Annotated in this window: 19 protein-coding genes; 10 read left to right on the top strand and 9 right to left on the bottom strand. The window is 25.0% G+C overall.

Annotation, left to right across the window (positions count from 1 at the left end):
- Positions 1–2: 2 nt before the first annotated feature.
- The 6 genes from nuoG to ndhC form a co-directional block, all read right to left on the bottom strand.
- A complete protein-coding gene (gene nuoG / locus RJT40_RS00535; RefSeq protein ID WP_343182624.1) occupies positions 3–2,720 on the bottom strand; it encodes an NADH-quinone oxidoreductase subunit NuoG in 2,718 nt (905 codons plus the stop codon).
- Positions 2,721–2,800: 80 nt separating this feature from the next.
- Entirely contained in the window at positions 2,801–4,126 is a 1,326-nt protein-coding gene (nuoF, locus tag RJT40_RS00530) for an NADH-quinone oxidoreductase subunit NuoF (RefSeq protein WP_343182623.1), read from the bottom strand.
- Positions 4,123–4,599 carry an NADH-quinone oxidoreductase subunit NuoE gene (gene nuoE / locus RJT40_RS00525; RefSeq protein WP_343182622.1) on the bottom strand — a complete coding sequence of 159 codons (477 nt, stop codon included), beginning with the start codon at positions 4,597–4,599 and terminating at the stop codon, positions 4,123–4,125. Before nuoE ends, nuoF begins: the two co-directional genes overlap by 4 nt.
- A gap of 33 nt (positions 4,600–4,632) precedes the next feature.
- Entirely contained in the window at positions 4,633–6,369 is a 1,737-nt protein-coding gene (gene nuoC / locus RJT40_RS00520; RefSeq protein WP_343182621.1) for an NADH-quinone oxidoreductase subunit C/D, read from the bottom strand.
- A gap of 112 nt (positions 6,370–6,481) precedes the next feature.
- Positions 6,482–7,150 carry an NADH-quinone oxidoreductase subunit B gene (locus tag RJT40_RS00515; RefSeq protein WP_343182620.1) on the bottom strand — a complete coding sequence of 223 codons (669 nt, stop codon included), beginning with the start codon at positions 7,148–7,150 and terminating at the stop codon, positions 6,482–6,484.
- A 39-nt stretch (positions 7,151–7,189) separates the two neighbouring features.
- Positions 7,190–7,525 carry an NADH-quinone oxidoreductase subunit A gene (gene ndhC / locus RJT40_RS00510; RefSeq protein WP_428994193.1) on the bottom strand — a complete coding sequence of 112 codons (336 nt, stop codon included), beginning with the start codon at positions 7,523–7,525 and terminating at the stop codon, positions 7,190–7,192.
- Between the two features lie 331 nt (positions 7,526–7,856).
- On the opposite strand from ndhC, the gene dnaK reads away from it, so the two are divergent.
- Positions 7,857–9,773: a molecular chaperone DnaK gene (dnaK, locus tag RJT40_RS00505; protein ID WP_343182618.1), complete on the top strand. Its 1,917-nt coding sequence runs from the start codon at positions 7,857–7,859 to the stop codon at positions 9,771–9,773.
- 77 nt (positions 9,774–9,850) lie between these two features.
- Entirely contained in the window at positions 9,851–10,993 is a 1,143-nt protein-coding gene (dnaJ, locus tag RJT40_RS00500; protein ID WP_343182617.1) for a molecular chaperone DnaJ, read from the top strand.
- A 66-nt stretch (positions 10,994–11,059) separates the two neighbouring features.
- Here the strand turns inward: dnaJ and rpsT are convergent, their stop codons facing one another.
- Positions 11,060–11,320, bottom strand: coding sequence for a 30S ribosomal protein S20 (gene rpsT, locus RJT40_RS00495; protein ID WP_343182616.1), 261 nt, complete (start codon positions 11,318–11,320; stop codon positions 11,060–11,062).
- A gap of 181 nt (positions 11,321–11,501) precedes the next feature.
- On the opposite strand from rpsT, the gene ileS reads away from it, so the two are divergent.
- The 5 genes from ileS to carB all read left to right on the top strand — a co-directional run bounded on the left by ileS (position 11,502) and on the right by carB (position 20,053).
- Entirely contained in the window at positions 11,502–14,315 is a 2,814-nt protein-coding gene (gene ileS / locus RJT40_RS00490; protein ID WP_343182615.1) for an isoleucine--tRNA ligase, read from the top strand.
- Complete coding sequence (gene lspA / locus RJT40_RS00485; RefSeq protein WP_343182614.1) at positions 14,272–14,739, top strand: signal peptidase II; 468 nt, start codon at positions 14,272–14,274, stop codon at positions 14,737–14,739. Before ileS ends, lspA begins: the two co-directional genes overlap by 44 nt.
- 119 nt (positions 14,740–14,858) lie before the next feature.
- Positions 14,859–15,641: a 4-hydroxy-tetrahydrodipicolinate reductase gene (gene dapB / locus RJT40_RS00480; protein ID WP_343182613.1), complete on the top strand. Its 783-nt coding sequence runs from the start codon at positions 14,859–14,861 to the stop codon at positions 15,639–15,641.
- 43 nt (positions 15,642–15,684) lie between these two features.
- On the top strand, positions 15,685–16,815 hold the full coding sequence (carA, locus tag RJT40_RS00475) for a glutamine-hydrolyzing carbamoyl-phosphate synthase small subunit (protein WP_343182612.1): 1,131 nt from the start codon (positions 15,685–15,687) through the stop codon (positions 16,813–16,815).
- Positions 16,816–16,828: 13 nt separating this feature from the next.
- Positions 16,829–20,053, top strand: a complete 3,225-nt coding sequence (gene carB / locus RJT40_RS00470; protein ID WP_343182611.1) for a carbamoyl-phosphate synthase large subunit — start codon at positions 16,829–16,831, stop codon at positions 20,051–20,053.
- A 132-nt stretch (positions 20,054–20,185) separates the two neighbouring features.
- On the opposite strand, the gene rsmA is transcribed toward carB, so the two are convergent.
- Entirely contained in the window at positions 20,186–21,031 is an 846-nt protein-coding gene (rsmA, locus tag RJT40_RS00465; protein ID WP_343182610.1) for a 16S rRNA (adenine(1518)-N(6)/adenine(1519)-N(6))-dimethyltransferase RsmA, read from the bottom strand.
- Positions 21,032–21,182: 151 nt separating this feature from the next.
- On the opposite strand from rsmA, the gene RJT40_RS00460 reads away from it, so the two are divergent.
- Positions 21,183–21,890, top strand: a complete 708-nt coding sequence (locus RJT40_RS00460) for a DedA family protein (RefSeq protein WP_343182609.1) — start codon at positions 21,183–21,185, stop codon at positions 21,888–21,890.
- Positions 21,891–21,969: 79 nt separating this feature from the next.
- Here the strand turns inward: RJT40_RS00460 and rplY are convergent, their stop codons facing one another.
- The gene (gene rplY, locus RJT40_RS00455) at positions 21,970–22,257 is read right to left on the bottom strand and encodes a 50S ribosomal protein L25 (protein ID WP_343182608.1); all 288 of its coding nucleotides are present in this window, start codon (positions 22,255–22,257) and stop codon (positions 21,970–21,972) included.
- Between the two features lie 198 nt (positions 22,258–22,455).
- Between rplY and glyQ the strand changes: the two genes are divergently transcribed.
- On the top strand, positions 22,456–23,370 hold the full coding sequence (gene glyQ / locus RJT40_RS00450; protein WP_343182607.1) for a glycine--tRNA ligase subunit alpha: 915 nt from the start codon (positions 22,456–22,458) through the stop codon (positions 23,368–23,370).
- A 1-nt stretch (position 23,371) separates the two neighbouring features.
- Positions 23,372–25,438, top strand: a complete 2,067-nt coding sequence (gene glyS, locus RJT40_RS00445; RefSeq protein WP_343182606.1) for a glycine--tRNA ligase subunit beta — start codon at positions 23,372–23,374, stop codon at positions 25,436–25,438.
- Positions 25,439–25,451 lie beyond the last annotated feature (13 nt).

Raw genomic sequence — 25,451 nt, 5'->3', positions numbered from 1 at the left:
TTTTATACACCTCTTATGTGTTCTATTCCACATCCTATTAAATCAAGAGGAATATTAGGAAATCCCACTGGCAAACCTATATGTTGTAAAGGTAATGATTTTGAAAAATGTACAACAAATGTAAATATATTTCCTAAATAACTAAATTTAATAACTGAATTATATTTTAAATTCAATAAATTTTGATATTTAGTATTCAATAAAGCAGGCCCTATAGAATATTTTTTTTTAAAATAATCAGTATTATGAATTAGCTCTTCGTTACAAAAAATTAAATAATAAGGTACAACAATCCATTTTTTATTAGAAATGTTATTTTTATCATTATACTGCATATTGTGCAGAAAATATTCTTTACGAAAATTATACGATTTAAACAATCGAATTCCAGAATTATACTCTTTACCCTGAAATATATATTTATTCCAAGAATGTAAAGAATTCCATCCGGGAGACCAATAAAATGGAATATATGAAGATGATTTTTGATCAGGTTGTTGAATGCCTTCCATAGAAAAATTAAACATAGTATTACTATCTTTTTTTTGTCCAGGTTCATGAATATTTAACATGGAAAATATTGCTGTTCTACTACTAGCTCTATGAGGATATCGAGCAATTTTTTGATTAAATAAACGAAACTTAGCATTTGGTGCAAGAAATTTAATTTTTTTAAAAAACGTTATATCTTTAGTATAATCTTGCACAACAGTATCAAATTCATTTTTATAATTCGTAATATTATTTAAATTATTATATATTTTATATAACCATTTCCATCCTTCTAAAATACATATTTTACTATCATAAGTTAATGGATCAAATACCGCAAAAAATCTCTGTGCACGACCCTCATAATTAACAACAGTGCCTGTACTTTCAGAAAAATTAGTTGTTGGAAAAAATAAATTACTATTATAAGCAGTTTGAGTAAATCGATGGTCAAAAACAATAATATTTTTTACTTTTTTTAAAACCAAATGTATTTTATCCCGTAAAACATGACGATATAAATCATTTTCTAAAACAACTACTGTATCAATTTTTTCTTTTAAAATTATATCACATGCATGATTTAAAGACATATCTGTCATTAAACCAACACCAATACTATTAACTGCAGAAGTTAATAAAACTAATCCAACATGTTTTTTTATATTTTGTAATCCTTTAGCAATATTTGCTGCATATCGGATAAGGTTTAAACTACCAGAATGCAAACCAGAAATAATTAATGGTTTTTTACATGATAATAATGCCGTTGTAATAGCAGAAGCAATTTTTTTTAAATAAGATTTTTTTTCATGTATAACAGAATGAATATTATTTATTTTATTTAAAATAATAGAAGATAAAATTTCTTGATCACGTACTGTAGAATGATAATTTAATGCAGAAATTTCATCTAATTTAGTTTCATGAGTATGCAATATATATATATAATTTTTATTATTAGAGATATTAAATAATGCTGTACTATGCCATTTTGGTATACAAAAATCAGAATGGTCTGTAGTTCTTTTATTATTATTTAATTGACGAATTGATAAAGCTAATCTTGGAGATGTTTGTGTAATATCTTCTCCAATAATTAAAACCATATCGTAATTTTCTATTTCACGTAAAGTAGGAGTATAAATACCACTATTTTTCAAAATATCAATAATTAATCTTACACATTTATGATATATTAATGACATACCACTACAAAAATTATCTTTTCCAACTAATTTAAGAAGCGCAAAATTATTTTCTATACTAGATCGGATTGATCCTATTCCAATTACCCTATTTGTTTTTTTTAATATACTAGTAATTTTTTTTATAGCATATCTTTCATGTAACGGAGTATTTTTTAAACGTGTAACATACATAGGTTGTGTAATTCGATTTTCTGAAGTTGTATAAGTATAACCAAAACGACCTAAGTCACATAAAAAATATTGGTTAATATTTTTATGATATCGATTTTCTATTTTACTAACTTTTCCATATTTTTCTCCAACAATAATATTACATCCTATACAACAATGTTGACAAACGCTTGGAGCATACTGTAAATCCCATTTTCGATTATAATTATCTAAAGATAATTTATCTGTAAATACACCAGTAGGACATACTTCAATTAAATTTCCCGAACACTCATTTTCTAATTGACCATCCTGAAATCTACCAAAATAAATCTTATTGCTGATACCATATACACCAAAATCAGTTCCCCCGGAATAATCTTTATAATATCGAACACAACGATAACAACCAATACAACGATTCATATTGTGTGATATAAAATGTCCTAAATTTTGATTATAATGTACACGTTTTGGAAATATAAAACGACGTTTGTAATGACGATTCATCACTGTCATATCTTGTAAATGACAATTTCCTCCCTCTTCACAAATAGGACAATCATGTGGATGATGAATCATCAAAAGTTCTATAATTCCTTTACGAAAAATCTTTGCTTCTTTATCTATTGTAGAAATAATCATATTATTTTCTACAGAAGTCATACAAGACATCACTATTCTTCCAGCATTATCTTGAAAATTATTATATTGTTTTACAGCACATAGTCTACAAACACCGGCACTTCCTAAAGCCGGATGCCAACAAAAATAAGGAATATCAATATCTAATGACAAGCATGTTTGCAATAAGTTATTTGATTTGTTCGTTTCATATTTATTATTATTTATATGAAGTATAATCATAATAATCACGTTCCAAAATAATATAAAATTATTTTTTTAATTTTTAAGCAATTTTATTGCAAAAAAAAAAAAAAAAGGAATTAAAGATCAATTTTAAAGTAACTATTGTGAATTTGATGAATAAAATTATTTTTTTTTATTTTATTAACAAAATCTAATTTAAATAATTTTAATGCACTTTGTAACGGCTCTATTGCTCCAGGGGCATGAGCACAAACAGTTTTCCCCGGACCTAATTGAATACACAAATCATGTAAAATTTTTAAATCACTGTGTTTAGCCATTTTATTTTTAAAAGATTTTAAAATCTCTACAATCCAGGGTAAACCTTCCCGACATGGAGTGCATAAACCACATGATTCACGTGCAAAAAACTGTTCCACATTTAACAACAAAGAAACCATATCTACAGTATGATCCACAACCATAGCAATGCCAGTACCTAACCTACTTCCAATACGCGCAATATTTTCAAAATCCATTTTTACATCAAGATGTTCTGCAGTTAAAAAGTCTGTACTTGCACCACCTGGTTGCCAAGCTTTGACTTTAAAACCTTCTTGCATTCCTCCAGCATATTCTTCTAATAATTCACGAGCAGATATTCCAAATGGAACTTCCCATAATCCAGGATTTTTTACACGACCTGAAAAACCCATTAATTTAGTTCCTCTATCATTACTTTTTGATAATTGCTTATACCAACTGACACCATTTGCAATAATTGCTGGAATATTTGATAATGTCTCAACATTATTTACACAAGTTGGACTGCCCCATAAACCAACTAAAGCTGGAAATGGAGGTTTAACACGAGGATTAGCTCTACGACCTTCTAAAGAATTAATTAATGCAGTTTCTTCTCCGCAAATATATCTCCCTGCACCAGTATGAATAAAAATATTAAAATTAAATCCGCTATTAAAAATATTATTTCCTAAACAACCAGATCTTCTAGATTCTGTAATTGCACGATGTAAATTACGTTCTGCAGATATATATTCACCTCTCAAAAAAATATATGCAATAGATGCTTCAATAGCAAAACCTGCAATAATTATTCCTTCAATCACCTGATGAGGATTTTTTTCTAATAAAAATCTATCTTTATAAGTAGCAGGTTCCATCTCATCAGCATTACATAATAAATAACGAACAATATGATCTTTTTTTTTTGGCATTAAACTCCATTTAATACCAGTATAAAATCCAGCACCTCCTCTTCCTCTCAATTCAGAATCTTTAATTACATTAACAACATCTTTTGGCAACATATTTTTTAAAGACTTTTTCAACGCAGAATATCCGTCTTTTTTACAATATTCATCAATCCATATCGGACAAGAAAGATTATTTAATCTCCATGTTAATGGATGAGTTTCTGCAGTTCGAATGATTGTATTCATTTATATTTCTCTAATAAAATTAAGATATTTTTTACTTGAACATTAGAATAAGTGTCATTATCTATCATAATTGTTGGTGCTTTATCACAATTTCCTAAACAAGAAATAGGTAATAAAGTAAACCTATTATTTTTTGTAGTTTCTCCTGGTTGAATATACAACGATTTTGTTAAACATTTTTTTATATTACTTGAACCTAACATATAACATACAACACTATCACAAAATTTAATTATATGTCGACCAACGGGTTGACGATATATTTGACTATAAAATGTCGATAATTCCTCAATATCACAAATAGGAATGCATAATACCTGAGATATTTCTTGAATAATTTCATCAGATATCCACCCTCGCGTCCGTTGTACCATTTTTAAAACTTCTATAATAATCGCTCTTGTATGTTTATATTTTCTTTTTTCTTCACTAATATAAGATAATTCTATATCAGTTAATTTATTATTTATCATATGATTTTTTTAAATATTAATTGTATAATAAAATTATCGGTCTACATCAGACATAACAAAATCAATACTACCCAAATAAACAATCAAATCAGATATTAAACTCCCACGAATTACTGCAGGAATTTGTTGTAAATGAGGGAAGCTAGGAGTACGAATTCTTGTACGATAACTCATGGTATTACCATCACTAATTAAATAATAACTATTAATTCCTTTCGTTGCTTCAATCATTTGTAAACTTTCATTTGCAGGAATTACAGGACCCCAAGAAACTTGTAAAAAATGTGTGATTAAAGTTTCAATATTTTGTAAAGTATTTTCCTTAAATGGAGGAGTAGTTAATGGATGATCTGCTTTATATGGACCAGAAGGCATATAATTTAAACACTGTCTTAAAATAATTAAGCTTTGTTGAATTTCTTCTATTTTTAAAGTTAATCTAGTATAACAATCACTAATACCATCCCCTAAGGGAACAGAAAATTCAAAATTTTCATATCCTGAATATGGTCTTTTTTTTCTTACATCAAAATCTATACCTGTTGCTCGTAATCCAGCACCAGTAATTCCCCAATCCAATGCTTCTTGCTTTTCATAACACGCAACACCTTTCGAACGTTGTATTAAAATACTATTATTCACTGATCCAGTAATATAAGAATTTAACCTTTTTGGCATCCATTCTAAAAATTCTAACAATAACTTTTCCCAACCGATAGGCAAATCATGAGCAACACCACCTATTCTAAACCAAGCAGGATGCATCCTTGCTCCAGTAATTGCTTCTATCAAATTATATATTTTTTGACGATCAGTAAAAGCCAAAAATACAGGAGTCATTCCCCCTACATCTTGAATAAAAGTAGAAATATACAATAAATGACTATTGATGCGAAATAATTCTGACAACATAACTCGAATAACTTTTACTCGTTCTGGAACAATAATATTAGCTAAACGTTCTACTGCCAAAATATACGGCATTTCATTCACACATCCACCAAGATATTCAATACGATCTGTATATGGAATATAACTATGCCAAGATTGACGTTCTGCCATTTTTTCAGCACCACGGTGGTGATAACCAATATCTGGAACACAATCTACTATTTCTTCACCATCTAATTGTAAAATAATTCGAAAAGCTCCATGAGCGGAAGGATGATTTGGTCCAAGATTAAGAAACATAAAATCTGATTTATCAGATTGAATTGACATGCCCCATTCAGAAGGATCAAATGCAAGATCTTGCATAAATTTAAATTCTTTATCTGGATTTAAAAAAAATGGACTTAATTCTGTTGCTCTTGCAGGATAATCCTTTCTTAATGGATAACCAACCCATGATTTAGGCATAATAATTCTCGTTAAATGTGGATGTCGATCAAAAACTATTCCAAACATCTCCCATGTTTCCCGTTCATACCAATTTGCATTTGGAAAAATATTGGTAATTGTAGGAACGATCAATTCACTTTGTAACAATGGAACTTTAATAAAAATATCAAAATTATTTTCTATTGCAAGTAAATGATAAAATACAGTAAAATCAGAATTAGGCAAATTTATTCTATTTTTTCTTAAACGTTCATCAATACCGTGTAAATCCAACAACATGGTATATTTGTTAGCAGAGCATTTCAAAAAATATAATACTTTTAATAAAATATTTCGATTAACCCAAATGACTGGACAATTAATTAAAGTATCTTGCACAAAAAAATCAGTTCCCTGAAAATGATTACATAATTCTTGTACAATATTCATAGTTAAATAACTCAAGTGATTATATCAAAAAATTAAAGTCTCATATTAAATATAAAAAATAATTCCTATAAAAATTGTTCTTGTTTTTTACAATATTTTAAAAAAAAATAACTTACACACTTTCTATAGTACGTAAAGAATACATGTGCTTACGATTATATTTTTTTTTCAATTTTTCAGATTGAAATTTAGCTTTATAAATACCTTTTTCATTTAAGATCCATGACAATGGACGACGTTCATAAGTAATTATATCTTGTAATAACATCAATCCTTGTATATATGCTTCCGGTCTTGGAGGACATCCAGGAATATACAAGTCTACTGGTAAAAATTTATCTACTCCTTGTACAACAGAATAAATATCATACATACCACCAGAATTAGCACAAGAACCCATTGATATCACCCATTTTGGTTCTAACATTTGGTCATATAACCTTTGAATAATTGGAACCATTTTAATAAATGGAGTACCAGATATAACCATCACATCAGATTGTCTCGGAGAAGCTCTCAATACCTCTGCTCCAAATCTAGAAACATCATGAACTGCAGTAAAGGAAGTGACCATTTCTACATAACAACAAGATAAACCAAAATTATACGGCCATAAAGAATTTTTTCTACTCCAATTGACTAATTTATGTAATAAGTATTTCAATTTCCCTGTAAAAATATTTGTTTTACTTAAATTATTTAATGGATCATCAACAATACTAATATTCTGAGAAGGATATTTTTCATTATTAATATTTACTTTTGTTAAAGTATATTTCATAATACTTCCTAAAATTAAAATTATATAAAATAATATACATTAAAAATTAAAAGTACATCCTGATTTTTTTGGTACCCATTGAAAAACTTTTTCTTGAATTAAATACATCAAAGATAAAAATAGTAAAAAAACAAAAAATACAACTTCAAAAAAACCAATCCATCCAATATTTCTTACATCAATTGACCAAGTGTATAAATACAGTGATTCTATGTCAAAAATAACAAAAAATATAGACAGTAAATAAAATTTTATTGCAAAATTCAAATTAATATTACCATATGATATAACTCCAGATTCAAAAGGAATATTTTTAGAACGAGACACTGTTCTTTGTCCTAACAACCATCCTCCGAATAACATTAAAAAACACATCACTAAAGAAAAAAAATAAAAAAAAATCGACCTATAAATTTGTATATTCAATTTTCCACCTATCTATCAAATTAATAATCTATAATTATAATATATAATATAGAAAATTATATATTATAAATCTTTAAAAACATTATGAAAACAAGTGATTTTTATAAATTATGGTATAGTATCAATATAACAAGTAAAATATGAACCATTTTAATAAATATTTTCCAATAACACTTGATGATACATAAAAAAGACCTTATCTATTTCTGTATACACAAAATTTTTTATGTATGAAAAAGTATATAAAACATCAAGCACAATTTTTATGGAGACAATATAGATGGGAAGAATTATAGGAATTGATTTAGGAACTACAAATTCTTGTATTGCCATTATCGATGGGAAACAAGCAAAGGTGTTAGAAAATGCAGAAGGAGAACGTACCACTCCATCAGTAATTGCATACACCAACAATGGAGAAATATTAGTAGGACAACCAGCAAAACGTCAGTCCATTACTAATCCAAAAAATACTCTTTTTGCAATAAAAAGATTAATTGGTAGAAAATTTCAAGATGAAGAAGTACAAAAAGATATAAAAATCATGCCATATGAAATTATTAATTCAGGAAATGGAGATGCCTGGATTAATGTTAAAGGGAAAAGTATGGCCCCTCCGCAAATTTCTGCTGAAATTCTAAAAAAAATGAAAAAAACAGCCGAAAACTATTTAGGAGAAAAAGTAACAGCAGCAGTCATTACTGTTCCAGCATATTTCAACGATGCGCAGAGACAAGCAACTAAAGATGCAGGTAAAATTGCTGGATTAGAAGTAAAAAGAATTATTAATGAACCAACAGCAGCCGCTTTAGCTTATGGATTAGATAAAAGCACAGGAAGTAAAACAATTGCAGTATATGATTTAGGAGGAGGAACATTTGATATTTCAATTATTGAAATAGATAATGTAGATCAAGAAAAAACATTTGAGGTGTTATCAACTAATGGAGATACTCATCTCGGTGGAGAAGATTTTGATAATCGATTAATCAATTATTTAGTAAAAGAATTTAAAAAAGAGCAAGGAATAGATTTAAGAAATGACCCCCTTGCCATGCAAAGATTAAAAGAAGCAGCAGAAAAAACTAAAATTGAATTGTCATCTACACAACAAAGTGATGTTAATCTTCCATATATTACTGCAGATGCCAATGGACCAAAACATTTAAATATTAAAATTACTAGATCAAAATTAGAACTATTAGTAGAAGATTTAATTACAAAATCTATTACTCCATTAAAAATTGCTCTTAAAGATGCTAATTTATCTGTTACAGATATTGATGATGTTATACTTGTTGGCGGACAAACAAGAATGCCATTAGTACAAGAAAAAGTAGAAAAGTTTTTTGGAAAACAACCTAGAAAAGATGTTAATCCTGATGAAGCTGTTGCAATCGGAGCAGCCGTACAAGGTGGCGTACTTTCTGGTGATGTAAAAGATGTATTATTGCTTGATGTAACACCATTGTCATTAGGAATTGAAACGATGGGAGGAATCATGACTCCTCTAATTAAAAAAAATACTACTATTCCAACTAAACACAGTCAAATTTTCTCTACCGCAGAAGATAATCAATCTGCAGTCACTATACACGTTTTACAAGGAGAAAGAAAAAGATCAATTGATAATAAATCATTAGGTCAATTCAACTTAGATGGCATACAGCCTGCACCAAGAGGTATGCCGCAAATTGAAGTAACATTTGATATTGATTCTGACGGAATTTTACATGTTTCAGCAAAAGATAAAAAAACAGGAAAAGAACAAAAAATAACGATTCAAGCATCTTCTGGATTAAAGGAAGAGGAAATAAAAAAAATGATTTCAGATGCAGAAATGAATGCTGAATCAGATCAACAATTTGAAGAATTAATTAAAGTAAAAAACCAAGGTGATCAAATTTCACATAGTACAAAAAAACAATTAGAAGAAGTAAAAAACAAACTGAGTGCAGCAGAATACAAAAATATTAATGATAAAATTAATGAGCTCAATGTAGTTTTAAAACAAGATAATAAAGAAGTAATAGAAAAAAAAATACAAGAACTAATACAGTTATCATCTAAATTAATGGAAATAATACAAAAAAATACAAATAATAAACAAACAAATGATAATCCAAAAAAAGAAAAAGATGATAATGTAGTAGATGCAGAATACGAAGAAGTAAAAGAAAAAAAAGAAAAAAAATAAGAATCATTAAAACAATAACCGATCATGCGGACGTATAAAATACGTCCGTGAAAACAAGTGAGATTTAGGAAGTTAGTATGATAAAAAAAGATTATTATAAAATTTTAGGTATTACAAAATCTGCAAGTCATACAGAAATAAAAAAATCATATAAAAAATTAGCTATGAAATACCATCCAGATCGAAATCAAGGAGATAAAAATTCTGAAAAAAAATTTAAAGAGATTAAAGAAGCATATGAAATATTAATTGATCCAAAAAAAAGAACAATGTATGACCAACATGGACACACAGCATTTGAACAAGGATACTCAAATCATTCTTCTTTTGATGAAAATTTTTCAACTAATTCTGACTTTAGCGATATTTTTGGAGATGTATTTGGAGATATTTTTGGAAGCAATAGTCGAAAAAGAAGAGCACAAAAAGGATCTGATTTACAATACGATTTGGAATTAAATTTAGAAGAAGCAGTCAAAGGAATAAAGAAAAAAATACTCATTCCTACCTTAAAAAAATGTAATTCTTGTCATGGTAGCGGAACAAAAAATGGAGAAAACCCAGAAAAATGTAAAATGTGTAAAGGAAACGGTCAAATACACATTAGACAAGGATTTTTTTCAGTACAACAAACTTGTACTCATTGTCATGGATCAGGAGAAATTATATCCAACCCATGCATATCATGCAATGGATCTGGAAGAATTAAAAAAACAAAAAAAATAATAGTCACAATACCTGCTGGAGTGGATAACAAAGATAAAATTAAATTAAACAATGAAGGAGAAGCCGGAAAAAATGGAGCTCCATCAGGAGACCTATACATACAAATTTTAGTTAAAAAACACCAAATTTTTAAAAGAAAAGGAAATGATTTATATTGTGAAATTCCAATCAATTTTTGTATGGCAGCGTTAGGAGGAAAAATAGAGGTCCCAACTATAGATAATAAAATAAAAATTACCATTCCACCTGAAACACAATCAGGTAAATTATTTCGTATTAGAGGCAGAGGGGTAAATTCTATTCGAACATATCAAACAGGAGATCTATTGTGTAAAATAATAATCGAAACACCAATTAATTTAAATAATACACAAAAGAAAATCTTACAAGATCTAGAAAAAAGTTTAAATAACAATAACAAAGTACAAAACAATCCAAAATCTAAAAGATTTTTCGACGGAATAAAAAAGTTTTTTGATGATTTAACAAAATAAATATCGGGTATTGCTTCATAAAAATTGAAGCAGTACATGATAATTTTAAAATATATAATAAATTTTTTACAAAGATTTTAAACGTAAAAAAAATCTTGATTTATATCGAGCTGCTTTATTACGATGAATAATTCTTTTACGAGAAAATCTATCCAATTTAGATTGTAATATTGGCCAAATTTGTAAAGCAAGTAATTTATCTTTATTAATTATTGAATAAGACATTTTTTTAATTAATGTTTTTAAAATTGTTTTACAAATAGAATTATTTTTTTTTAACTTTTTGGATTTTATAGATTGCTTTTTTGCTGATTTAATATTAGACAATTAATTATTCCTTTTTTTTTTAAAAATAATTATATTATATAAAATAAATACTATTTTCACAATATTTTAATTTTTTTTATATATATAAATATATGAATATATATAAAATTAATACATTATACTTACAATATAATATAATGCAATAAAATACATTATAGATCGTAAATAATTAGGAAATTATATGGAATCCTATAAAAATACCTTAAATTTACCTAAAACAAAATTTCCTATGAAAGGAAATTTAAAAACAAAAGAACCAGAAATTTTAAAAAAATGGAAACAAGAAAACATATATCATCATATCCAAAATTTTCAAAAAAATAAAGAAATATTTTTACTACATGATGGACCTCCATATGCTAATGGAAATATTCATATCGGACATGCTGTTAACAAAATAATTAAAGATATGATAATTAAATCAAAAACATTATCTGGATTTAATACACCATATATTCCAATATGGGATTGTCATGGATTACCCATTGAACACCAAATTGAAAAAAAAATCAAACATTCCAATTGTGAAATTACAAAACAAGATTTTCGAAAAAAATGCTATCAATATGCTAATCAACAAATTGCAAAACAAAAAGCAGACTTCATAAGATTGGGAGTATTTGGAGATTGGGAAAATTATCAATCAACAATGAATAAATTATTAGAATCCAATGTAATTCGAATATTAGGTCAAATCATTAAAAAAAAATATCTATATCAAGGGTTAAAACCTGTACACTGGTGTATAAAATGTCAATCAGCTTTAGCAGAAGCGGAAGTAGAATACATTAAAACTAAAGACCATTCAATTATTGTAATGTTTAAAATTATTGATATTAATCATTTTAAAAAAATATTTACGTTACATACTGTCCATAATCAAGCTTATATTATTGTCTGGACTACTACTCCATGGACTTTACCTGCAAATCGTGCCGTCGCTCTACATCCTGAAATAGAATATAATTTAATACAACTAGATCAATATTCCATTTTAGTTGCAAAAAATCTAACATCAGAAATTATGAAAAAAATAAATATTCCAAAATGGACAATTATTCAAACAAAAAAAGGAAAAACTCTCGAAAATATTCAACTTCAACATCCATTCCTTCATTTTAATGTTCCTATTATTTTATCTACCCATGTAACAAACAAAACAGGAACAGGTGCCGTACATATTGCACCAGATTACGGCGAAGAAGATTACTTAGTTAGTCAAAAATATCATATCAAATTAACAAAAATGATTAATGATAAAGGAATATATCAAGATAATATACATCCAACAATCAATAAAAAAAATATCTTTAAAAGTAATAAAAATATTATTCATATACTCGAAAAAAAAAAATTATTATTAGATAATGATTTATTTGAACACGAATATCCTCATTGTTGGAGACATAAATATCCTATAATATACCGAACAACAAAACAATGGTTTATTAAGATTAACAATACAAAAATAAAAAAAGATGCTATACAATCCATTCAAAAAGTAAAATGGACTCCAAAATGGGGTTATCAAAGAATGTATGACATGTTAAAAGAGAGACCGGATTGGTGTATTTCGAGACAAAGAATATGGGGTATACCTATAACAATATTCATACATAAAAAAACAAAGAAAATGCATCCAAAAACCATTGAAATTATTGAAAAAATAGCAAAAATATTTGAAAAACAAGGATCTGAAATATGGTGGAATATTGATAAAAAAAAATTATTAGGTCAAGACCATCAAGAATATAAAAAATCTACAGATGTATTAGATGTATGGTTTGAGTCAGGATGTATACATAATATAAAATTATATAAAAATAAATTTTTAAAAAAAAATAGTAATATGTATGCAGAAGGAATAGATCAATATAGAGGATGGTTTATGTCCTCATTAATTATTTCTACTATTATTAATCAAAAAGCACCATATCAAGAAATTTTAACACATAGCTTTGTAATAGATAATTCAGGAAAAAAAATGTCTAAATCGTTAGGAAATACTATTACTCCAAATGAAATTATCAAAATATATGGAGCTGATATATTGAGGTTGTGGGTAGCATCTACTAATTACACTACTGATATTATAGTTTCTTCTGAAACATTTAAACAAATTTCAGAACAATATCGAAGAATTCGTAATACTAGTAGATTTCTATTAAGTAATATTTACGATTTTGACAATCGCATTAATAAAATAAATTTTGAAAATATGATTTTATTAGATAAATGGATAATTGAACAAACAAATATTTTACATGAAAAAATAATTTTACTATATAAAAAATATAAGTTTTACAAAATAATAAAAAAAATAATTACATTTTGTTCAATACAGTTAGGATCATATTATCTTGATATTGTGAAAGATAGACAATATACAAACAAAAAAAATAGTATTGCGAGACGAAGTGGGCAAACTGCCATGTATTATATTATCAAATTACTATTGCAATGGATTACTCCCATTTTACCATTTACAGCATATGAAATTTTCAACTATGTTCCAAATACAAACAAACAATCTATTTTTTCTACAACATGGAAAGAAATAAAATATTTTTATTCTACCGATGAAATTATTAAAAGTCAAGATTGGGAGAAGTTATTTCTAATTAAATCAGAAGTTAATAAAATCATAGAGTATCAAAAGAAAGAAAAAAAAATACATAACTCATTAGAAATGAAAATCATATTTTATGCAAAAAATACTATATATAAAATACTAATGATACTTAAAAAAGAATTGAAATTTATATTCCTGGTATCTGAAATTAAAATCAAAAAATATGAAAAATCTCCAATGAACACTGATAAAAGTAAAAATATAAAAGAACTAAAAATATTAATACAAAAATATATAGGCGTCAAATGTCCAAGATGTTGGAATTATTTCAACCAAGTAAAAACTTACAATACAGATAAAAATATCTGTGATCGATGCAATGAAAATATTCATTCAAAAGGAGAAAATCGTCAATTTGTATAAAAATTTTTACATAATTTTTGTAATATTTTTAATAGATTATATAAGTAAACTATTCATAATAATGAACTTCAAGGAAAATGAATACAAAAAAATATTTTATATATTAAATATATTATATGTAAGAAATTACGGAATAGCATTTAATTTTTTAACACAATACAAAAAAAATGACTTTATTTTTTTAAATTTTTTTATAATATCTTTTTTAATAATTCAAATGCTTCAAAAAAATGAAAAAATATATCAAATCATTATTGGAGGATCGATAAGTAATATATTTGATAAACTATATTATGGATTTGTAGTCGATTTTATAGATATTAATAATAATCATTTACACTACATAATTTTTAACTTTGCAGATATCATGATTCTATTCGGTATAGTTATCAAACTATATCAATTAAATAAAATGAATAAATAAAAATAAAATAAAAAAATATTTCACAATGCTATAAAATTATAAATATTAAATAATATATATTTATAAAAAATATAATAAAGATAAATTAATATAAAATATATTCTAAGAATAAAATGTATATGAAAAATATTACGAAAATTGCAATTTCAGGAGCATACGGAAGAATGGGCTCTAGTCTTGTAAAGACAATTCAAAAATACCAAGAAGCATTATTAACATGCGCATTCGTAAAAGAAAAAAAAAAAATTCATTTACAAAATGTAAAAGTAATAGAAAGCAAAAAAATAGTAGAAAAAATCGATACATTTGATGTACTCATTGATTTCAGTACACCACAAAATACGTTAAATAATTTAAATATTTGCAAAAAATATAATAAAAATATAGTTATTGGAACAACTGGTTTTAATGAGATAGAAATTAAAAAAATAAAAAAATACTCAAATGATATTGGTATTATAATTTCAGCAAATTTTAGTGTTGGAATCAATTTACTTTTTAAACTAATCCAAGATACTGCAAAAATTCTTGACCAAACATATGACGTTGAAATTTTAGAATCACACCATAGAAATAAAATTGATTCTCCATCAGGAACTGCACTACAAATTGGAGATATTATTGCAAAAAATAAGCAATGGGATTTAGAAAAATGCAGCATATACCGAAAAAAAGAGATTACTAATATCAGAAAAAACAATAAAATTGGATTTGCAATTATCCGTGGAGGAGATACCATTGGTGAACATCAAGTAATGTTTTTAGGAAATGGAGAAAAAATAACATTATCACATCATGCAAATAATAGAAATACATTTTCAAAAGGTGCAATTGATGCAGCAATATGGATAAAAAATAAAAAATCCGGTTTATTTAACATGAATCATGTTTTAAATATATAATAAAATCAATAATAATTAATATAACGAATTTTGGAGTTAACCATTGAGTAAATCAGCATTTCTAATATTAGAAGATGGCACTGTATTTCAAGGAATAAAAATTGGAATACAGGGTATTGCTATTGGTGAAATTGTATTCAATACAGCAATGACTGGATACCAAGAAATATTGACAGATCCTTCATATAACAATCAAATTATTACATTTACATACCCACATATTGGAAATACTGGTATAAATGAAATAGATATTGAATCTAACCAAATTCAAGCAAAGGGAATAATTGTTAAAAGTTTATCTCGCACACATAGTAATTATAGAAGTAAAATGAGTTTATCAAACTACTTAAAAAGAAACAGAATTGTAGGAATTGAAAATATTGATACAAGAAAATTAACTAAAATTATCAGAAACAAAGGAACACAGTACGGTTGTATATTGAGTGATACAAATCATGATATTGATTCAATAAATGAATATATAAAATATAAAATTAATAAAAAAAAAAATCATATTCTTTATAACACAAGTACAAAAAATACTTATCATTGGACAGAAGGAAAAAAAAAAAATATCCATAATAAAAAAAAACAAAAATTATTATTTCACGTGATAGTATATGATTTTGGGGTAAAAAAAAATATATTACGAATGCTCGTGGACTACGGTTGCTCCGTTACTGTTGTTCCTGAAAATACATCTGCAGAATATATTATATCTTTAAAACCAGATGGAATATTATTATCAAATGGTCCAGGAGATCCTAGATCATATCTTCAAGCAATCGAAAACATTAAAAAACTATTTATAACTGAAATACCAATATTCGGAATTTGTTTAGGACATCAATTATTAGCTTTAGCAAATAATTTAAAAATTATTAAAATGAAGTTTGGTCATCATGGAAGTAATCATCCTGTTCAAAACTTAAAAGATAAAAAAGTAATGATTACAACACAAAATCATAATTTTACTATTGATAAAGATTTTTTACCAACACACGTAACTATAACACATAAATCTTTATTTGACAAAACGATACAGGGAGTAAAATATATTAATAAAAAAATTTTCGGATTTCAAGGGCATCCGGAGGCAAGTCCTGGACCAGAAGATACAGAAATACTATTTGGTGAATTTATAAAAAATATAAAAAAATTTAAAAAAAATTAATATAGGAATAAAAATGCCAAAACGTACTGATATTAAGTCTATTTTGATTATTGGAGCAGGACCTATTATTATAGGACAAGCATGTGAATTTGATTATTCAGGAACGCAAGCATGTAAAGCATTAAAAGAAGAAGGATACAGAATTATTTTAATTAATTCAAATCCAGCAACTATTATGACAGATCCTGAAATTGCAGATGCTACATATATTGAACCAATTAATTGGAAAACTATAAAAAAAATTATCCAACAAGAAAAACCAGATGCTATATTACCAACTATGGGAGGACAAGTTGCATTAAACTGTACATTACAATTACATAAAAAAAATATTTTATCAGACTATAATGTAAAAATTATTGGAGCAAGTATTCAAGCAATAAAAAAAGCAGAAAATAGAAATCTATTTAAAAAAGCAATAGAAAAAATTGGATTAAAAACTGCAAAATGTGAAATTGTACATAATATGGAAGAAGCGAATAAGGTATCAGAATTAATTGGTTTTCCTTGTATTATTCGTCCTTCTTTTACTATGGGTGGAACAGGAGGAGGTATTGCATATAATTACGAAGAATACAAAAGTATTTGTGAAAAAGGATTGAACTTATCTCCGACAAAAGAATTATTAATTGATGAATCTCTCTTAGGTTGGAAAGAGTATGAAATGGAAGTAGTTCGCGACAGTAATAATAATTGCATTATAGTATGCAGTATAGAAAATATTGATCCTATGGGAATACATACCGGAGATTCTATTACTGTAGCTCCTGCTCAGACTCTAACTGATAAAGAATATCAATTAATGCGTAATGCATCTATTAAAATCTTACAAGAAATTGGAGTAGAAACAGGTGGTTCAAATGTACAATTTGCAATCAATCCACAAAATGGTCGTATGTTAGTAATCGAAATGAATCCTAGAGTTTCTCGTTCTTCCGCATTAGCTTCAAAAGCAACAGGATTTCCAATCGCAAAAATAGCTGCAAAATTAGCAGTAGGATATACTTTAAATGAATTAAAAAATGATATTACTTATTCTAATATTCCATCCTCTTTTGAGCCTACAATTGATTATGTTGTTACTAAAATACCCCGATTTAATTTTGAAAAATTTATAGGCTGTAATGATAGATTAACAACACAAATGAAATCTGTTGGTGAAGTTATGGCTATTGGCAGAACATTTCAAGAATCTATTCAAAAAGCTATACAGGGGTTAGAAATTGAATTTAGTGGATTTGATTCACAAATTAATAATCGAGATAAAAAAACAGAAAAAAAAATTACATATGAACTTAAAAATCCAGGATCTGGAAGATTATGGTATATTGCGGATGCATTTAGAATGGGTTTTACTATTAAAAAAATATATAAATTAACTTCTATTGATACTTGGTTTTTAACAGAAATAAAAGATATTATTGATCATGAAGAAATTATTAAAACAAAAAATTTTTATGAAATTAATTATAATTTTTTAAAAAAAATTAAAAGTAAAGGTTTTTCAGATTTAAGAATTGCAAAATTGATGCACATGAATGAAAAAGATATTCGAACTATGCGTTATAATTTAAATTTACATCCTGTATATAAAAGAATTGATACTTGCGCGGCAGAATTTCATACTGAAACAGCCTATATGTATTCAACATGGGAAGAAGAGTGTGAATCTAATATTCATGATACAAACAAAAAAATTATTATTCTAGGAAGTGGACCAAATCGAATAGGACAGGGAATAGAATTTGACTATTGTTGCGTACATGCTGCACAGTCGTTGAAAGAAGAAGGTTATGAAACTATTATGATAAATTGTAATCCTGAAACTGTTTCTACAGATTACGATATTTCTGATAGATTATATTTTGAACCAATTACTTTAGAAAATATATTAGAGGTCGTTCGTATAGAAAAACCAACAGGTTTATTAATTCAATACGGAGGACAAACACCACTAAAATTAGCAAAAAAATTAAAAAATTTTAATATACCAATTATTGGAACACAACCAGATCAAATCGATATCGCAGAAGATAGAAATAAATTTCAAAAAATTGTATCGAAATTAAATTTACAACAACCAAAAAATGCAACTATACATAGTATACAAGAAGGAATAGAACAGGCTAAATTAATAAATTATCCTATTATGGTTAGACCATCCTATGTACTAGGAGGTAAATTTATGAGAATAGTATACAATGAAATAGAATTAAAAAAATATTTCATTGAAATATTAAAACCAAATAAAAATAATCCTATATTACTAGATCAATATTTAGAAAATGCTATTGAAATTGATGTTGATATTATTTGTGACAAAAAAGATATATTAATTGGAGGTATTATGGAACATATTGAACAAGCTGGAATACATTCCGGAGATTCTTGTTGTTCTCTCCCAACATATACATTAGATAAAAAAACCAAACAAAAAATTAAGCAACAAGTAACCAAACTAGCTTTTGCATTATCAGTACAGGGATTAATGAATGTACAAATCGCTATTCAAAAAAATATAATATACATACTAGAAGTCAATCCTCGAGCATCAAGATCTATACCTTTTGTGTCCAAAGCAACAGGATTCCCATTAGCAAAAATAGCAGCAAAAGTTATGATTGGAAAAACACTAGAGAAGCAAGGATACAAAAACAAAAAAATTAATTTATCACATTTTTCTGTAAAAGAATCTGTTCTTCCATTTAATAAATTTATTGGAGTAGATCCTATATTAGGACCAGAAATGCGATCCACCGGAGAAGTTATGGGAATCGGGAAAACATTTCACCAAGCTTTTTCTAAAGCAATGTTAGGAGCAAATACAAATATAAAAAAAATTAAACGTGTACTATTAAAATTAAAAAAAACAGAAGAAAAACATATAATTAATTTATCAATATTATTAATTAAAATAGGATTTAAAATTGATACAACAGAATTTATTAATTGTATTTTAAAAAAATCAGGTATACAATCCAGAATTGTCAACAAAATAAATGAAGGAAGGCCAAATATTCAAGATCATATAAAAAATGGGGAATATTCTTATATTATCGATACCACTCCTACAAATCAAAAAAACAAATATATTTCACATATTAGATCACTTGCTTTAGAATATCATATACATTGCGATACTACAATTAATGCAGCATTTGCAACAATCATGTCACTACATAATAACAATAATAATATAAAAATTTTTAAATTACAAAATATTAATAAAAAAATTTAACAATATAAATCATATATTATGAAAATGTAAATTTTAAATTAATAAAATTTTTATATAAATATATATATATATATATATCTAATAAAAATTAGAATTTATACTTTTTTTAATAAAATAAAATTATTACGTTTATTAACTATTATCAATAAATTTATAAAACTTTGGATTTAAATTATGTAGTTTACTAAAATAAAAATCAGATAACTTACAATATTCTTGAACGGACAAATCTTCTGCTCGTAAATCAGGATTAATGTTTAATAAAAATAAGGTATTTTCATCAAAAATACCTTTTAAACTATTTCTTATCATTTTTCTCCTTTTTTTAAATGCAAAAGATGTTATGTACTGTAAAATATTCATTTTGTTAAATGGAAGTAACGGATTTAATTTAGGTATCATTTTTATAAAACTAGAATATACCTTCGGTTTTGGAAAAAAAGAATTTGGAGAAATATCAAAACCAAAATATATATTATAATAACACTGAGCAATAATGCTCAATCGTCCATAACATTTATTACCAGGTAATGCCATTAAACGATCCGCCACTTCCTTTTGCACCATAAAATTAATGTCAAAAATAAAATGTCGAAATTTTATCAAATGAAAAATCAACTGCACTGAAATGTTATATGGTATATTACCAAAAACCCGCAATAATTGATTTTCCTGAAAGAATAATTTCTTAAAATCAAAAAATAAAACATTTCTTTCATATATAAGAACTTTACAAGAAAATGAGTATTTTTTTAAAAAATCAGATAATTTTTTATCTATTTCAATTACAACTAAATAATCAACATAATTACAAATTAAATGAGTCAAAGCTGCCAAACCTGGTCCAATTTCAACTAACAAGTGATCATGATTTGGTTTGATAAAATGAATAATTTTATTTATAATTTTTGTATCTTGTAAAAAATTCTGACCTAAAGATTTTTTTGGAATATATGAAGAAAATGGAATATACAACATAAACTATTGATATCGTAAAATAAAATAATTATAACATTTCAATAAAATAAAAAAAAGACATTAATTTATTTCATATCAACGATAATAATTTCTATAAAAACTATACATTAAGATAAAAAATTACTGATAAAAATTTAAAATACGAGATACTATGAAAGTTTTTATACTACATTTGATAAAAAAGTTTACATCGCATCCAATTATATTAGTCATGACAATAACTTTTTTAGAATCATTGGCAATAATCGGATTAGTTTTTCCGGGAATGATCTTAATGTCTGCAATAGGAACACTGATTGGAAGTGGAAAATTATCATTTTATACTACTTGGATAATTAGTATTATCACTTGTTCTGTAGGAGATTACATATCCTATTATATAGGATGGAAGTTTAAAAACTGGATATATCGAATTTATATATTTAAAAAAAATATCATTTTATTTAATAAAATAAAAAACTTTTTACATAATTACAGTCTAATAACAATATTATTTGGAAAATTTTTTGGTCCAACAAGACCATTAATTCCCATGATGGCAGGAATGATGGAAATACCAATAAAAAAATTTATTTTTCCAAGTTTTATAGGATGTATAATATGGCCTATATTGTATTTTATTCCAGGTATTTGCACAGGATTAATGATAAAAAATCCTCATTATACTCTCAAAAAAACAGCTATATGGTTAATATTCCTCATCCTATTATGCATTAGTATACTAATATGGATCACATCTATATATTTTAAAAATATCAAAAATTATAACTTTTTGTACACATTAAAAATAAAAAATATCAAAAAATACTTAAAAAAAATATACTATTTTATTATATTGTTTAATAAGAGAAAAAAATAATTTAATCAATCGGTACGAATCAAATAAAAAATTATTACAATGTAATTAAATAATTACGTACCGAAAATTAAACACAATTTTATTTATATAAAAAATCAATATGTAAAATTTTTTTTTTAAAACAATGTTTTTGAATTGATTGTAAACGAACTAAATATTTTTTTTGTAAAACAATAATCGTAATATCATCAGAAAAAAAATTTTTTTTATCTAGTAAATTTAAAATAATTTCATGATTTAAAGATATATATAATGTTGGATGATTATTTCCATAAATTATTCCTGGAATTTTATTATCAATATTCCTTAGTCTTTTACTAATACTTTTTCCAAATTTAATCCTTTTCTCTCCAAAAATAATAGTCATGCATTATACCTTAAAATAAAAAATAAATATAAAAACAATTCAGTTATATGAAATATTGTAAAATATATAAAATCAAAAATTTTTAATTTAAAAAATTTTTCTAAATAAAATATATAATATAAAACATTAAATAATAAAATATTCATTATATAAAACAAATAATATCATATATATTCAAATAACGAAATATTAAAAAAAATGAAAAAAAAAAAAAAAATTACATGTTGTGAAATAATTTCTAAATTAAAAAATTTTTGGTCAAAAAATGGTTGTATAATTTTACAACCAATAGACATTGAGGTAGGAGCCGGAACATTTCACCAATATACTTTTTTTAAATCTATCGGACCTAAACCACTAAGAGTAGCGTATATACAAAACTCAAGACGACCAACAGATGGAAGATATAGTAATAATCCAAACAGACTACAACAATATTATCAGTTACAAGTCATAATTAAACCCGCTCCAAATAATATTCAACAATTATATTTAAAATCTTTGCAAGAAATTAATATTAGTACAAAAAAAAACGATATACGATTCATAGAAGATAATTGGGAAAATACTACACTAGGGGCGTGGGGTATTGGATGGGAAATTTGGATTAATGGAATGGAAGTTACACAATTTACATATTTTCAAAAAATGGGATCAATAATTTGTAATCCTATAACAGTAGAAATTACATATGGAATAGAAAGAATTGCAATGAATATTCAAAATATTAATAATGTTTATGACATTTTGTGGGATGAAAATAAATACTTTAAAATATACTACAAAGAATTATTCAAAAATAATGAAATTGAACAATCAATGTACAATTTCCAGCAATCAAACATAAAATCATTAATAATATTATTTAACGAACACATAAAAGAAGCAAAAAGATTAATATCATTAAAAAAACCATTAATTATTCCATCCTATGAACATATTTTACATGCTATTCATAATTTTAATGTCATTGATGCTAAACAAGTGATCTCTAATACAGAACGACAAAAATATATTTTTCAAATACGATCTTTATCAGCAGAAATTGCACAAAATTATTATAAATATTATGTCACTGAAGGATTTCCTTTAATTAAGAGAGAAATACCATAATATGAATTATAAAACTTGTTTAATTGAAATTAATATTGAAGATATTCCAGCAAATCAAATCAGAAAAGTAGCAAAATATTTTTATCAAAATATTATACAAGAATTAAATACAAATCAAATCAAATTTTATAGTATAAATTTATTTTATACACCGAGAAGAATAGCAATAAAAATTAATAATATTCAAACAAAAATCATTAAAAAAAAAATCACTATAAAAGGACCATCTATAAAAAATGCATTTGACGAAAAAAAAAATATTACAGAACCAACTATAAAATGGCTAAAAAAATATAATATAAAAATAAATCAAACTAAAATATTAAAACAATATAACAATGAATGGCTATTTTATGAAAATAATAAAAAAATAAAATTAGAAAATATTTTATATAAAATAATATTAGATAAAATAAAAAAAATATATTTTAAAAAACCAATGAAATGGAATAATCATGATATAAAATTCATTAGACCCATTCGACATATTTTAATTTTATTAAATAATAAAATGATTCCATTTAATCATTTTGGTTTATCTTCTAAAAAAATAGTATATGGTAATATAATAACAAATTTTAAAAAAATTAAAATCAACAACGCTAAAGAATATGAACATATACTATATAAAAAAGGTAAGGTAATAACAAAATTTGATCTTAGAATAAAAAAAATAGAATATCAAATAAAAAAAATTCTCAATAAACTAAAAAGTAAAATAAAAAAAAACTGTAATTTAATACAAGAAATATCTTGTCTAATAGAATTTCCGAAAGTTTTATATGGTCAATTCAAAAATAAATTTTTAAAACTACCAGAAAATATTTTAGTACATATTATGCAACATATTCAAAAATATTTACCAATATATAATCATAACAATCAATTAACATCATATTTCATTATTATTTCTAATACCAATTCTAAAGATATCGCAAACATTATTATAGGAAATGAACGTGTATTAAATGCTAAATTATCTGATGTAAATTTCTTCTTTAACCATGATCGAAATATCAAATTAAAAGAATATTTTCCATTATTACAAAAAATTATTTTTCATGAACAATTAGGTACTATATTTGATAAAACTAATAGATTAGTGACAATAATGAAATATATTACAAAATACACAACTTCTAATTTAGAAGAAAATATTCGATCAACTTATTTATCTAAATGTGATTTAAAAACAAAAATGGTATATGAATTTCCAGAACTTGCTGGAATAATCGGAATGAATTATTCCTTATATGATGGAGAAACAAAAAATACCTCTCTTGCAATTAAAGAACATTATCAACCAAAATTTTCAGGAGATATATTACCATCAAGTTTTACTGGCTGTTTATTATCCATTATTGATAAAATTGATACCATTACTGGATTATTTTTAATAAATAGAATACCTACACAAGATAAAGATCCATTTGGTTTAAGAAGATTATCGATTGGCATTATAAGAATAATCATTGAAAAAAAAATTAACTTAAATTTAAAAAATTTAATTATAAAATCAATTCAATCATACAACTTAATAAAAAAAAAAAATACAGTATTAGAACCCATTACTAAATTTATTTTAAATAGATTATATATATGGTATAAAAATAAAAAATATAAAAATGAAATTCTTCAATCAGTGTTTTCTAACAATCATAATAATATATTAAAAATTGATAAAAAAATTAATTTACTACATCAAGTAATACAAAAAACAGAATTTCAAACACTAATTTCTACATATAAAAGAATTCATAATTTATTAAAAATAAATAAAAGTAATAGTATAAATAACCAAATAAATTATCAATTAATACAAAATGAAAGTGAAAAAAAATTATTTATACAAATACATAATATTTATTACCTATCAAAAAATATTTTATATACTCAAAAATATAAAAAATTTTTAAAATATTTAATACAATTAAACAATCCAGTGAAAGATTTTTTAGACCAAAATTCAATTAAATATACAAATAAAGAAATTAAAATTAATCGAATAAACGTATTAAAAAAAGCAAAAAAATTATTCTTAATGATGACCGATTTTAATAAATTATAAATAATAAGATAAA

The organism is Buchnera aphidicola (Shivaphis celti), from assembly GCF_039349365.1.
Lineage (GTDB): Bacteria > Pseudomonadota > Gammaproteobacteria > Enterobacterales > Enterobacteriaceae > Buchnera_L > Buchnera_L aphidicola_AL.
The sequence above is the reverse complement of the archived record's forward strand: the minus strand, read 5'-3'. Positions and strand labels throughout refer to the sequence as shown.